The sequence below is a fragment of the Cellulomonas sp. ATA003 genome, assembly GCF_031582905.1.
GTDB lineage: Bacteria > Actinomycetota > Actinomycetes > Actinomycetales > Cellulomonadaceae > Pengzhenrongella.
Genome location: NZ_CP133990.1, coordinates 3,297,892 through 3,310,753, shown reverse-complemented (window position 1 = coordinate 3,310,753; position 12,862 = coordinate 3,297,892). Strand labels below are relative to the sequence as shown.

Annotated in this window: 8 protein-coding genes and 1 pseudogene; 7 read left to right on the top strand and 2 right to left on the bottom strand. The window is 72.1% G+C overall.

The genetic code is table 11. The features are described 5' to 3' along the window. Positions 1-24: 24 nt before the first annotated feature. The 7 genes from REH70_RS16400 (at position 25) to REH70_RS16370 (ending at position 10,877) form a co-directional block, all read left to right on the top strand. The gene (locus REH70_RS16400) at positions 25-240 is read left to right on the top strand and encodes a hypothetical protein (protein WP_310748916.1); all 216 of its coding nucleotides are present in this window, start codon (positions 25-27) and stop codon (positions 238-240) included. Further along, positions 216-2,996: a hypothetical protein gene (locus REH70_RS16395; RefSeq protein ID WP_310748914.1), complete on the top strand. Its 2,781-nt coding sequence runs from the start codon at positions 216-218 to the stop codon at positions 2,994-2,996. Before REH70_RS16400 ends, REH70_RS16395 begins: the two co-directional genes overlap by 25 nt. Positions 2,997-3,075: 79 nt before the next feature. Beyond that, positions 3,076-4,332, top strand: coding sequence for an FkbM family methyltransferase (locus tag REH70_RS16390; RefSeq protein ID WP_310748912.1), 1,257 nt, complete (start codon positions 3,076-3,078; stop codon positions 4,330-4,332). Beyond that, positions 4,329-5,288, top strand: a complete 960-nt coding sequence (locus REH70_RS16385; protein WP_310748910.1) for a hypothetical protein — start codon at positions 4,329-4,331, stop codon at positions 5,286-5,288. The genes REH70_RS16390 and REH70_RS16385 overlap by 4 nt, the downstream gene beginning before the upstream one ends. A gap of 14 nt (positions 5,289-5,302) precedes the next feature. Next, positions 5,303-8,770 (top strand): glycosyltransferase, encoded by a 3,468-nt coding sequence (locus tag REH70_RS16380; RefSeq protein ID WP_310748909.1) that lies wholly within the window; start codon positions 5,303-5,305, stop codon positions 8,768-8,770. Next, positions 8,767-10,299 carry a hypothetical protein gene (locus REH70_RS16375; RefSeq protein WP_310748906.1) on the top strand — a complete coding sequence of 511 codons (1,533 nt, stop codon included), beginning with the start codon at positions 8,767-8,769 and terminating at the stop codon, positions 10,297-10,299. Before REH70_RS16380 ends, REH70_RS16375 begins: the two co-directional genes overlap by 4 nt. A 32-nt stretch (positions 10,300-10,331) precedes the next feature. Beyond that, entirely contained in the window at positions 10,332-10,877 is a 546-nt protein-coding gene (locus REH70_RS16370; protein ID WP_310748904.1) for a hypothetical protein, read from the top strand. Positions 10,878-10,912: 35 nt separating this feature from the next. On the opposite strand, the gene REH70_RS16365 is transcribed toward REH70_RS16370, so the two are convergent. Both REH70_RS16365 and wecB read right to left on the bottom strand, forming a co-directional pair. Beyond that, positions 10,913-11,692, bottom strand: a complete 780-nt coding sequence (locus REH70_RS16365; protein ID WP_310748902.1) for a DUF6270 domain-containing protein — start codon at positions 11,690-11,692, stop codon at positions 10,913-10,915. Continuing rightward, positions 11,689-12,832 (bottom strand): annotated as a pseudogene (wecB, locus tag REH70_RS16360) (non-hydrolyzing UDP-N-acetylglucosamine 2-epimerase). Before wecB ends, REH70_RS16365 begins: the two are co-directional and overlap by 4 nt. Between the last annotated feature and the right edge of the window lie 30 nt (positions 12,833-12,862).

Genomic DNA, 12,862 nt, shown 5'->3' with positions numbered 1-12,862 from the left:
TCGATCGACTGAGGAGCTGGACGAATGCTGGGAACCCTGGTCTCCAGGGCCGCTGCGCTGCTGATCGCGCTGCTGCTGTGCCCCCTGATGCTCACCGCCGGGCTGCCGACGGCCGCCCACGCCGCGGGGCCGACCGTCGCGGGGGTCGACGCGGATCTCGGGGCTCCCATCCCGGGCCGCGAGGGCAGCGTGCGCTCCGAGCAGTCGGCGCAGGGGTGCTCCGCGACGGCCGGTACCTGACGTACTTCGCCAGCAGCGGCGGCCCCGGCATCGCCGCCCGCTTCTTCGCGATGGACCTCACGGGCGCCACGGTCGCCGAGGTGACCCTCCCGACCGGCACGGACGTGCTGACCGTCGCCTACTCGCCGGCGTCGCGCACCGTCTTCCTCGCCGCCAACACGGCGTCGTCCGGGTACCTGTACGAGTGGGACGGGACCGCGCTGCGGTCCGTCGGCAGCATCACCGGCCAGCTGATCGAGCGGGTCGCGGCCGCCCCCGACGGCGCGGTCTACCTCGGCACCTACGCCCCCTCCAACGGGCGACTGCACGTGTACTCCGGCGGCCGGATCACCGACCTCGGCCAGCCGATGCCGGGCGAGTCCTACGTGCGGTCGCTCGTCGTCGACGAGCGCAGCGTGTGGATGTCGAACTACCGCGGGGGCGCGGCGACACTCGTCCGCAAGGACCGCGCGACCGGCGCCGTCACCGTCATCCCGACGCCCGCGGCGTTCCGCGCCGAGTGGGCGGCGATGGACATGTCGCTCGCCGGGAAGCACCTCTTCCTGCGGACGGTCAACCGTCCGCTGCTGTTCGCGTACAACACCGTCACCGGCGTCTTCGACACGTTCGACGACCAGGTGGCCCGCACGAGCTCGTCCACGCAGGCCAACGTCGTGCCGTACATCGACGGCATCTCGCCCTACGGCATCTCCCCGCTGTTCGAGGGCCGGTACGTCTACTTCCAGCGGTCCGGCGCCGGCATCATGCGCATCGACGTCACCGCCGGCCTGAAGACGGTCCGGGTGGACAAGTGGAACCCCGCGGACAACCCGGTGTCCTGGCCCGGCGCGAGCGTGGCGGGGCCCGTCTCGTACGCGTGGCTCGACGGCGTCGCCGGTCGGCGCGGTCACTCGCTGGTGACCACGACGATCACCGGCAAGGTGCTCGTCAACGGCCCGGCGCAGGCCGGCCCGACGACGTTCAGCCTGGCCGCGCAGGACCCGCCGTCGACGATCCTCAGCCTCGGCACGGACGCCGCCGGAACGGTCTTCAGCGGCGGGTTCGACCTGCCGTCCGGCGTCGGGAAGGTCGACCCGCGCACGGGGGCCACGACCCTGCTGGCCGGGCCGCAGATCGAGGGCTTCGGCCGGTTCGGCGACGCCGTCGTGATGGGCGGCTACACGGGCAACGCATCGGCAGCCGCCCCGCTGTACGTCTACTCGGGCAGCGGCGAGCCGCAGCTGCGCACGCACATCAACCACGGCCAGGAGCGCCCGGTCGCGATGGTCCAGGTCGGCAGCCGGATGGCGATCGGCACCGTGCCCGTCAAGAACACGCTCGGCGGTGCGCTGACGCTGTGGGATCCCGCGACCAACGCGCTCACCGTCAAGCGGAACATCGTCCCCGACCACAGCGTCATCTCGCTCGCCGCCCGCGGCGGCCTGGTCGTCGGTGGGACGTCGAACGCCGGCGGCACCGGGTCGGTCCCGACGGCGACCAGCGGCCAGATCTTCACCTACGACACGGCGACAGGCGCCGTGAAGACCTTCACACCCCCGCGTGCGGTCACCGCCACGTACTCCTGGGTCGCGGCGATCACCCCCGATCCCGTCACCGACGGTCGCTTCTGGGCCATCTCCACCGGGTACGTCATCCAGTTCGAGGTCGACGCGTCCGGTGACATCCGGCTCACCCGCAACCTCGGCGCGTTCCCCGGCACGTCGTCGCCGACCGGCAAGGAGCTCGGCATCGAGTTCGTCCACGGCACGATGTTCGCGACGGTCGGCCAGGAGCTCGCGGCGATCAACACGGTGACCGGTGAGCGCACGGTCGTCGCGCCGAAGACGTCCGTCGGGCCGGTCGTCGGCCTCGTCCGGACGGGTGCGGACACGCTGGTCTACGCCCGCGGTGCGCGCCTGTACCGCTACACCGTCGAGGACGCCGCCGTCCTGTCGGACCCGTGCGCCGTCGTCGCGCCGGAGCCGACCAACATCGCCGTCGACGGCTACAACGAGCCGAACCGCGATCTCGCGGTCGAGGGGACCGGCACGCCCGGCTCGCTCGTGACGATGGTGAACGGCACCCGGACCCGCACGGCCACGGTGCGCGAGGACGGCCGGTGGACGATGAACCCGCTGTGGTTCGGGTGGTGGACCGGCAGCACGACGTTCACCGCCTCCGTGCCGGGGTGCCCGGACGTCAGCCGGGACGTGTGGGCGACCTTCGCGACCCGACCGGCGTCGCACGTCCCCGCGCTCGTCACCAGCCACACCTCGACGCAGTTCTACCCGGCCGGGTCGGCGACCTTCGCCGGCAAGGGCACCCCGGGCGCGGAGATCACCCTGCAGGTGGGCAGCCAGACGCGGACGGCCGTCGTCGGCTCCACCGGACGGTGGACCATGCGAGCGATCAGCGTCACGGCCGCGCCGGTCACGGTGACCTTCCGGTCGACCGTGCCGGAGCACCCCGACCGCGAGTCCACCGTGGACGTCCACTTCGGCGACGCGCCCACGACGCTGGTGGGCCCCGTGCTCACCAGTCACTCCGCGAGCTCGGTCGCGCGGACGGGTGAGGTGGTCTTCAGCGGCCGCGCCACCCCGAGCAGCAAGATCTCGGTGCAGGTCGAGGGACGGACGGTCCAGGCCTTCGTGCGGTCCAACGGACGCTGGGACGTCCCGGCGGTGCCGGTGGGAGCCGGCGTGAAGGACGTCGTCCTCACGTCGTCCTCACCGGGCATCGCGTCGGTCGCCGCGCGGTCGGCGATCACGTTCGGCTGAAGCCTCACGGCGCCGCAGGGGACTGAACTAGGGTCTGACGGTGGCGCGGCCTGGGGAGGCGGCGCCGAGGAGGAGCACGATGACGACCGACGTGGACGCCGTGGAGGTCGCCGCCGACGGCACGACCTACCGGCTCGTGCTGCCCGACCGGGAGAGCGACTACATCCAGGGTTGGGTGAGCGAGCACGGCCGGCCGTACGAGCACCCCATGCTCGCCGACATGGCGCGCCGGCTGCACGCGGGCGACGTCGTGCTCGACGTCGGAGCCAACGTGGGCAACCACTCGATCTACCTGGCCGCCGTCGTCGGATGCCACGTCGAGGCGTTCGAGCCCGACGCCACGCTGACCTCGGCCCTGGGGGCCTCGGTGGAGGCGAACGGCCTGGGTGCCGTGGTGCGCGTCCACACCGTCGCGCTGGGCTCGGGGGCAGGGACGGGCGCCCTGGTCCGGCCGGACGTCACGAACATCGGGGCCCAGCAGATCCGGCTCGGTGAGGGTGACATCCGGGTCGTCCCCCTTGACGCGGTGGACGTCCGCCGGCCGGTGCGCGGCATGAAGGTCGACGTCGAGGGCATGGAGCTCGCCGTCCTGCAGGGCGCGGCCGTGCTCATCGAGCAGGACCGTCCGTTGCTGTACGTCGAGTGCGCGACCGAGATCGCGTTCGGGGCGGTCGCCTCGTGGCTCGACGAGCGCGGCTACAGCTACTGGGAGACGTTCAACGCGACGCCCACACATCTGTTCGTACCGACGGAGACCCTCACAGCCGACCAGGTCTCCCGCCGGCTCCTGCTCAAGACGGTGCGCGACGGGTACCGGTCGACCGAGGCGTTCAACGGGCTGCGGGGACGGCTGGAGCAGGCGAACCTCAAGTACCGCGCGTCGACCGAGGCCCACCGGGTCCTCAAGCACGAGCTCGACGAGGTGCGGTCCGAGCAGGCCCGTGCCGAGGAGTCGGCCGCGGCGGAGCTTTCGCATGCGCAGGGCGAGCGTGAGCGTCTCGAATCGGAGCGTGCCGGGCTCGAGCGGCACGCGCACGAGCTGCTCGCCGCGGTCGAGGCCCTGCAGAGCGACCTCGACCGGATGCGGATCGAGCTCGCCGACGCGCGGCAGACGGCGGCGTTCGCCGAGGGGGAGCGGGACGCCGCGCGTGGCCGCGCCGCCGAGGCGCATCGCGACCGCGACGACCTCGCGGTGGAGCTGCGCGCGCTGCGCGAGGAGGCCGACCGCCTGCGCGTCGAGGTCGCCGCACGCACGGAGGACCTCGGGGTGCGCGTGCCGGCCTCCGGCAGCGGGACGCCCAGCTGCAGGAGGCACAGCGCCACGCCGCGGAGGTGACCGAGCGGGTGCGCGCGGTCGAGGCCGAGCGCGACGAGGCGTGGTCGTTCGCCGGTGAGGTCGAGGAGGCGCGCGACGCCGTCGCCGAGGAGCTCCGGTCGCTCCAGGAGCACACCGAGCAGCTCGAGCGGGCGCTCGAGGAGCTGCGCACCGAGCTCACCGATGCGTCCGCCGAGCTCACGGGCGCGTGGACGACGGCGCGGGCGTACGAGGGCGAGGTCCTCGACCTCACCCACCGGATGGCATTGCGGACCGAGGAGGTCGCGAAGGCCCACGAGCAGCTGGCCGCGACGACCGAGCACCTGCGCGCCGCGGAGAGCGACCGCGACGCTGCCCGCGACCAGCTCGCGCGCCAGTCGGCCGATCGTGCCGAGCGCTCCGGTGAGCTGCGCGCGATCCGCGCCGAGCTGGCGGCTGCTCGCGCGGAGGTCGTCGACGTCACCGTGCGGCTGCGCTCCCAGGAGGCCCGCACCGCGGAGCTGACGCAGAGCGCGGACGCTGCCTGGGCCGAGACCGGCGAGCTCACCGCCATCCTCGCGCGGCACCGGGCCGAGGCGGCGTCGGCTGCCGCGGAGCTCCGCGCGGCCGTCGACGCGCTCCGTGCGGAGCGCGATGCGCTGCGGACCGCGGCGGCCGAGGCGACCGCCCGTGAGCACGCCGCCCGGGCGGCCGAGGACGCCGCGCTCGCGCGGGAGGAGGCGGCCGTCGTCGCCGAGCGAGCGGCACGGGCCGCCGAGGGGGCCGCACGGTCGGCCGAGACAGCGGCCCGCCGGGGGAGCAGGGAGCGCTCGAGCGAGAGGCGGAGGCGCTCACCCGGCTGCGCGAGCTGCGCGACAGTGCGACGTACCGCGCGGGCAAGGAGATCAGCCGGGCGAGCACGTCCGCGTCGGCCGCGCTGGCGCTGCCCGCGCGGCTGTGGAGCATCGCCCGCGAGCCGCGGCCGGCGCACCGCGTGATCGAGGCCGGACCGGTGACAGCCACGCCCGCGATAGGGCCCTCGCCGGCCCGGCCCGGGATCACGCCCGCGACCGAGCCGACGACGCGGGCCGTCCCCGACCCCGCGGCCCCGGTCGAGGTCAAGCCCGCCGGACCGGACGCCCCGGCGGCGGTACCGACGCCCGTGCCGGACCGTGCCGACGCCGTACTGGCAGCGCCCACAGCACCCGCGCTCGCGGCCGCGGCCACTGCGACCACAGCGCCGGAGGCGACGGCGGTCGACGCGCGGCGCGGCCCGGCGTCGTCGGGCACCCGCCTGCGTGTCGCGGCGATCGTGGACGAGTTCACGGCCCTGTCGCTGGGGCCGGACTGCGACCTCCACCAGCTGACCCCCGCGGACTGGGAGGTCGAGCTCGAGGCCACCCAGCCGCAGCTGCTGTTCGTGGAGTCCGCGTGGCGCGGCAAGGACGGCCTGTGGCACAACACGGTCGGCCAGTTCCCGGCAGAGCTCAAGGGGATCGTGGACTGGTGCACCGCGCGCGGGGTGCCGACGGCCTTCTGGAACAAGGAGGACCCGGTCCACTTCGCGACCTTCCTCACCACGGCCCGCGCGTTCGACCACGTCTTCACGACCGACATCGACTGCATCGGCCGCTACAAGGCCGCGCTCGGGCACGACCGCGTCTACCTGCTGCCGTTCGCGTGCCAGCCGCGGGTCCACAACCCGCTCGAGGCGTACGCCCGCAAGGACGCGTTCGCCTTCGCCGGGTCGTACTACCGGCGCTACCCCGAGCGCACACGTGACCTCGACAGCTTCCTCGAGCACCTGCCCGAGTTCCGGCCGGTGGAGATCTTCGACCGGAACGCCGGCAGCGACCACCCCGACTACTCCTTCCCCGAGGCCTACCGTCGGTACGTCGTCGGGACGCTCCCGCCGGAGGAGATCGACCGTGCCTACAAGGGCTACCGGTTCGGGATCAACCTCAACTCGGTCAAGCAGTCGCAGACCATGTTCGCCCGCCGGGTCTACGAGCTCCTCGCGAGCAACACCGTCACGGTCAGCAACTTCTCGCGCGGCACACGCCTGCTCTTCGGCGACCTCGTGATCAGCACCGACTCAGGAGCCGACGCCGTCCGCCGCCTCCGCGAGCTGGCCGAGGACGACGACCGGCTCGACCGGCTGCGGCTCGCCGCCCTGCGCTCGGTCATGTCACAGCACACCTACGCGGACCGGCTCGCGTACGTCCTCGCGAAGGCCACCGGCGGCACGGTGCCCGAGCCGCTGCCCCTGGTCGCGCTGGTGGGCCACGCCCGCACCGACGCGGAGGCCGAGGTCCTGCTCGGTCACCTGCGCCGGCAGCAGGGCGTCCGCGTGCGCGGCATCCTGCTGGTCGACGACGGCGTCGAGCGCCGCGTCGAGCCGGGCGTCACCACGCTGCGGGCCGACGTCGTCCGAGACCGCACGATCGTCGACGCCGTCGGGGACGCGGGACTGGTCGGTGTGCTGCACCCCGACGACCACTACGGGCCGCACTACGCGCTCGACCTGGCGCTCGCCACCCGCTACAGCGACGCCGACGTCATCGGCAAGCGGTGCCGCTACCGGGCCGGCGGGGCCGAGGGGGTGGCGCTCACGGTGCTCGACGCCGGCGCGGAGTACCGCCGCGCGGGCCGACTGCCGGTGCGCGCGTCTGTGGCGCGCACCGCGGCGCTCGCGGACGTCACGCTCGGCCGGCTGGTGGCGTCCGCCGACGACGGCGTGCACGACGCCGGCCTGGATCAGATCGCCGTCGACCGCTTCAGCTACTGCCAGGACGGGGCGCGGCTGCCCGAGGCGGCGTCGGCGGTGGACGACCTCGACGTCCGGTCCGGGACGCCGCTCGCCGAGCTGCAGGCGGCCGGTGAGGCGGCCGAGCCGAACGTCGCGCCGGGGGAGGGGATGCCCGCCGTCTCGGCCGCCCAGCTGGGGCAGTGGTTCGACGGCCGGACGCGGCCGATGATCGATCACACGATCGACGAGGACGGGTGGGACCTCGGCTCGACGCTCGCGGATGGTGAGCATGACTACCTCTACGCCGGTTCGCCGGTGCCCGTGGGGCGACTGTGGGACGGCGACGTCGCCCAGGCGTACGTCGACAGCACGCCGGGCCTGCGTCTGCAGTTCGTGTTCATCTTCCTCGACAGCGATGGGCAGCGGCTCGGCAACTTCTTCGCGCTCGCCCAGCAGAACGCGGAGATGGTGATACCCGAGGGATCGGTCAGCGCGCGGATCGGTGTGCGTCTGCTCGGGCCCGGCCGCGCCGTCATCCGCCGCATCGTCCTCGGGCGTGTCTCCACCGAGACAGAGAGCCTGGTCGCGACGAGCCGTGACCTCGTCGTCACGAACCACTACCCGTCGTACGACGATCTGTACCGCAACGGCTTCATCCACTCGCGGCTCAAGCGATACCGGGAGCGCGGGGTCTCTCCGGAGGTGTTCCGGCTCCGCCGTCGGCAGGCGCTGACCTTCGACGAGTTCGAGGGTGTGGACGTCGTCACTGGCTCGGACACCGCGTTGCAGAAGATGCTCACGAGGAACCGGTACCGATCGGTCCTCGTGCACTTCCTGGACGAGGACATGTGGTCAGCGCTGCTGGAGCTCGACCGATCGCTCCGGCTCGTGGTGTGGATCCATGGGGCGGACGTCCAGCCCTGGTGGCGCCGGCGGTTCAACTACGGCACCGCCGAACAGCTGGCCGCGGCCGAGATCGCGTCCGACGAGCGCATGGCGTTCTGGCGCCGAGTCTTCTCCGAGGCGCCCGACAACGTCCATTTCGTCTTCGTGTCGCGCTATCTCGCGGACACCGCGATGGCGGACCTCGGTGTCGAGCTGCCGGCCGGTCAGGTCAGCGTCGTGCACAACCCCATCGACGTGGACCTCTACGACTACGTGCCCAAGGAGCCGGAGCAGCGGCTGCGGGTGCTGTCGATCCGGCCCTATGCCTCGCTCACCTATGCGAACGACCTCACGGTCGCTGCCATCCAGCGGCTGAGCGACGAGCCGTGGTTCGGCGAGCTGGAGTTCCGGCTCATCGGTGACGGGCCGTTGTTCGACGAGACGGTCGCACCACTGCGTCAGATGCCGAACGTGACGCTGGAGAAGCGCTTCGTCCCGCAACGCGAGATCGCGTCCCTGCACAAGGAGTACGGGGTGTTCCTCGTCCCGACCCGGATGGACACCCAGGGTGTGTCGCGGGACGAGGCGATGAGCTCAGGACTCGTGCCGATCTCCAGTGCGGTCGCTGCAGTCCCGGACTTCGTCGACGATCGGAGCGGCATCCTCACCCCCGCAGACGACGCCGAGGCGCTGGCACGAGCTGTGGCGACGCTGCGGGAAGATCCGGAGCTGTTCGTCTCGCTCTCCGCGGGCGCAGCTGCACGCGTCCGCCGTCAGGCCGGGTCGCCCACGGTGATCGATCAGGAGCTCGGCCTGTTCGTCCCAAGATCGGAGGACGACTCGTGAGCAGCCGGTCAGCGCGGACCCCGCAGCCGGCGGATCGGCTCGACCTGCGCGAGCTGACCGGGGCACGCGAGGACGGTGGACGCCTCCAGCTCCAGCGAGCCGTCGATGGCCGGTTCACCTGGCGCATCGACGTCCATGCGCGCCGCGGCGCATCCCGCCTCGTGCTGCTGCTCCCGTCCGATGAGCCGCCCGCTCCCGGTACGTCCGAGCTGGACGCGGACCTGTTCGACGATGCACACGTCGCCGTGCTCGTCGGCAGCATCCCGGCCTCGCCCGAAGGTGATCCCGTGCACGAGCTTGGGGACGTGCTCGCGCACCTGACCGCGCTGGTGCGCGACATGTGCGTGCTCATGGGTGTAGACCAGTCCGACGTCCTCGTCTACGGCGCAGGGATGGCGGGCTGCTGGGCGCTCATGCTGGCGATCGAGCTGGACGGTGCGTGCGCCGTCGGCGACAGCCCGTGGCTCGAGATCAGCGGTGACGACGTCCCGGGGGTGCCGGGGGCGACGGCGGAGCGGGTGCTCGGCGATCCGGCGGAGGCGTCGTCGGGTGGGCAACCGGTGCGCCTGTCCGTCGTGGACCGCATGCTCGAAGCGAAGCGCATCCCACCGTTCCTGGTTCTCACCGATCCCGACGATCTGAACTTCCGGGGACATGTCGACCTGATCGGACGTCCCACCGAGCTCCGCGACGCGTGTCTGCACGTCGGCACGACGCGACTCGAGGTCAGGGCCGCTCCGGCCGCACGCGCGGCCACGCCGGGTGACGTGGCTCGAGTCGTGAACTGCGTGCTCGGTCAGGGGTGGGTCACCGAACGGAGGCCCGACCCGACCTACCGGGAGCTGGTCGAGCGAGCCACGCAGTCCATCCGGGCGGTCCGGTTCGTCCGCGACGCCGAGGATCACGCGCGGTTCGCACGAGCACGCGAGGATCTCGACCTCATCACGAAGGTGAACCCGTCCTCGGACTGGCCCTACCTGCGGCTCTGCAGTCTGCTCAAGTCGTGGACGAACACGTTCAGCGAGGACATGCTGGTCGCCGCCCAGCAGGCCTTCGCTCGTCGGCAGTCCCTGGAAGCCTTCATCTACTGCTGCCGCGGCATCTTCGCGAACCGCGAGGTGCACCAGGCGCGAGCTGAGCTGGAGGAGCTCATCCGGCGCACGGAAGATCCCCAGGTCGCGAGCGTGGGGAGATCTTCCTCGCGCTCGTCGCCTACGAGCTCGGAGACTTCCAGCAGTACGCACGGAGGATCGACGTCTTCCGCGCGGACCGGGCCGAGGGCTTCGACCCCTACATCGCCATCCCGGTGTCCACCGTGTACACCGGGACGAGCGCGGAGCTGGTGCAGCGAAGTCGTGACCGCGTCACGTTCCTCGACGCGGACCTCGCGGTGCCGGCTGGGCTGGACGCAGCCTCCTTCGTTGCGGTCGCGTCGTGCGACGTCGCCTACTTCGAGCGCTACGCCGAGTACTTGGTGCGATCCTTCAGCCTCACGAATGCGGACGACGGAGCGCTGGTCCTCGCAGTGATCGGAGCCGATCAGCATGCGCTCGACGCGCGGATGGCGCAGTGGCAGTCCCGCGGGGTCACTGCCGTCGCCGTGGGTGTCGAGTGTGGGGCGAACATCGGTCCCAGCGCCTCCCTGCTGCGCTTCTCCCTCGTGGCTCCACTGCTGGAGACCTACGACGTCCCGATCGTCGTGCTGGACCTGGACGCCGTGGTCGAGCAGTCCCTTCGTGGTCTGCTCGAGTCGATCGGGCACGTGGACGTCGCGTCGCGCATTCTCGGGTACGGGGTCGCTCCCTGGGAGAAGTACACCGGCGGCTTCGCCGTCTTCCGCCCGACAACCTCCGGTCGGAAGGTGGCCGACTACGTCGCTCGGGCGGCGGCCACCCTGGTGCGGCCGGGCGCGCCGCAGTGGTGGATCGACCAGAACTGCTTCGAGGCAGGGATACGGCTGGCGTCCGAGGAGGGAGAGCTGGTGGTCCACAACGTCATGTCCGTGCGCGATCGGTACTGCACGATGCCCGTCGGCCCCGCCGCCGCGAAGGAGCACGCTCTCCGGAACGCGATGGACAGGATCGTGAGCGGGGCGTCTCACGGCTGAGCACAATCCAGCACTCTTGAACGCCCGCTCGCGACTCAGTCCCCGTCGAGCGTGTCGACGCGCACCACGATCCGCTCCACGATCTCTCGGTAGGTGCTCTCCGTGTAGTGGAAGGGCGCGGCGCCCCAGCGGTGCGCCGACGACGTGACGGACATCGACGACGGCAGCGCCTCGATCGCGAATCCGGAGCGTTGCGCGTGCTCGTAGTACCGCTCGTACGCCTTGTTCGCCTGGACCGAAGACGTGCCGAAGCTCGCTGGCACCGGCATGCCGTCGTCCGACCGCTCCGCCCACGGCACGTGCAGCAGCACGGTGCGCTCCAGCAGCTCGAGCCCGGTGAGCAGCCCGGTGAACCGTTCGAGTGCCGCAATCCACATCGCGAAGTGCTCGTCGCTGCCGAAGGGGACGAGGCGCCAACCGTCCACCTCTCCTGAGATCCCGGCGGCCAGGCCCTCCACCGTCCTGGTGACGACGTGGCCGTCCGTCGAGACGAGCACGCCCAGCCGCTCGTCCGTGAGATCCCACAGGAGGAGGTCGATCTGGTCGCGGGCGCGCTCGAGCAGAGCGGGGAGGCTGCCCTGTGCGTCACCCTCGAGCATGCGTCGCTGGAACGGTGACTGGACCGCGGTGAGGTCCACCGTGGCGGGACCCGGTGAGAACGCGCTGATCAGCGACTGGCGGGCGACGTACTGCAGGACCTGCAGCGTGTTGCCGGGGAAGAACTCCGCGCTGTCCCGGGACACGCAGCTCCCGTAGACGAACGCGCGGGAAGAGCGGTCCCGCCGGGTGTACCCGGATGAGCTCGTATCTGTCATCCGCCGAACTCCTCGACCCTCGTCCCGACCCTCAGCAGCTCGCTGATCGCTGCGACCGTCCGCTCGGCGGCGCGGCCGTCCCCGTAGGGGTTCACCGCGTTCGCCATCGTCGCGTAGTGGGCGTCGTCGTGCAGCAGGCGGGTCACCTCGTCGACGACCCGCTGCTCGTCGGTGCCGATGAGCAGCACCGTCCCGGCGTCGACGGCCTCGGGGCGCTCGGTGTTCTCCCGCATGACCAGGACGGGCTTGCCGAGGCTCGGCGCCTCCTCCTGGACGCCCCCGAATCGGTGAGCACGACGCTCGCGGCGCCGAGCATGCGGGTGAAGTCGGCGTAGGCGAGCGGCTCGGTCACCTGGACGTTCGGCAGGCCCTCGAGGTGGGGGAGGACCGCCTCCCGCACGACCGGGTTGCGGTGGATGGGCAGCACGACGACGAGCTCGGGTTCCGCACGGGCGATGCGCGCGAGCGCGCGCCCGACGCCGTGCATCGCCTCGCCCCAGCTCTCCCGGCGGTGCAGGGTGACCAGCAGGATGCGCCGGTCGGACGCCGCCAGGTCCTCGAGCGCCGGGTCGCTGGCGGGCAGCCCGCGCCCGACCGTGGCGAGCAGGGCGTCGATGACGGTGTTGCCGGTCACGGTGACGTCGGACGGCGCGACCCCCTCGCGCAGCAGGTTGGTCCGGCTGACCGGCGTGGGGGCGAGGTGCAGCGCCGTGATCTGCGAGGTGATCCGGCGGTTGGCCTCCTCGGGGAACGGTGACCGGATGTCGTGCGAGCGCAGCCCCGCCTCGAGGTGGACCACCGGGATGCGGCGGTAGAAGGCGGCGAGGGCGGCCGCGGTCGACGTCGTCGTGTCACCCTGCACCAGCACGGCGTCGGGGCGCTCGGACTCGAGGACGGGGTCGAGCCCGTCGAGCACGCGGCTGGTGATCTGGGCCAGGGTCTGGCCGTGGCGCATGACATCGAGGTCGTGGTCGGGGCGGATCCCGAAGACCGCGTTGACCTCGTCCAGCATCTCGCGGTGCTGGCCGGTGACCACCGTCCGGTTGCGCAGCGCAGGGTCGCCCTGAGCGCGGTGATGACCGGGGCGACCTTGATGGCCTCCGGGCGGGTGCCGTAGACGGTCAGGACGAGCGGCTTCACGAGCCCTCCCAGGGTGAGGTGGTCCGGACC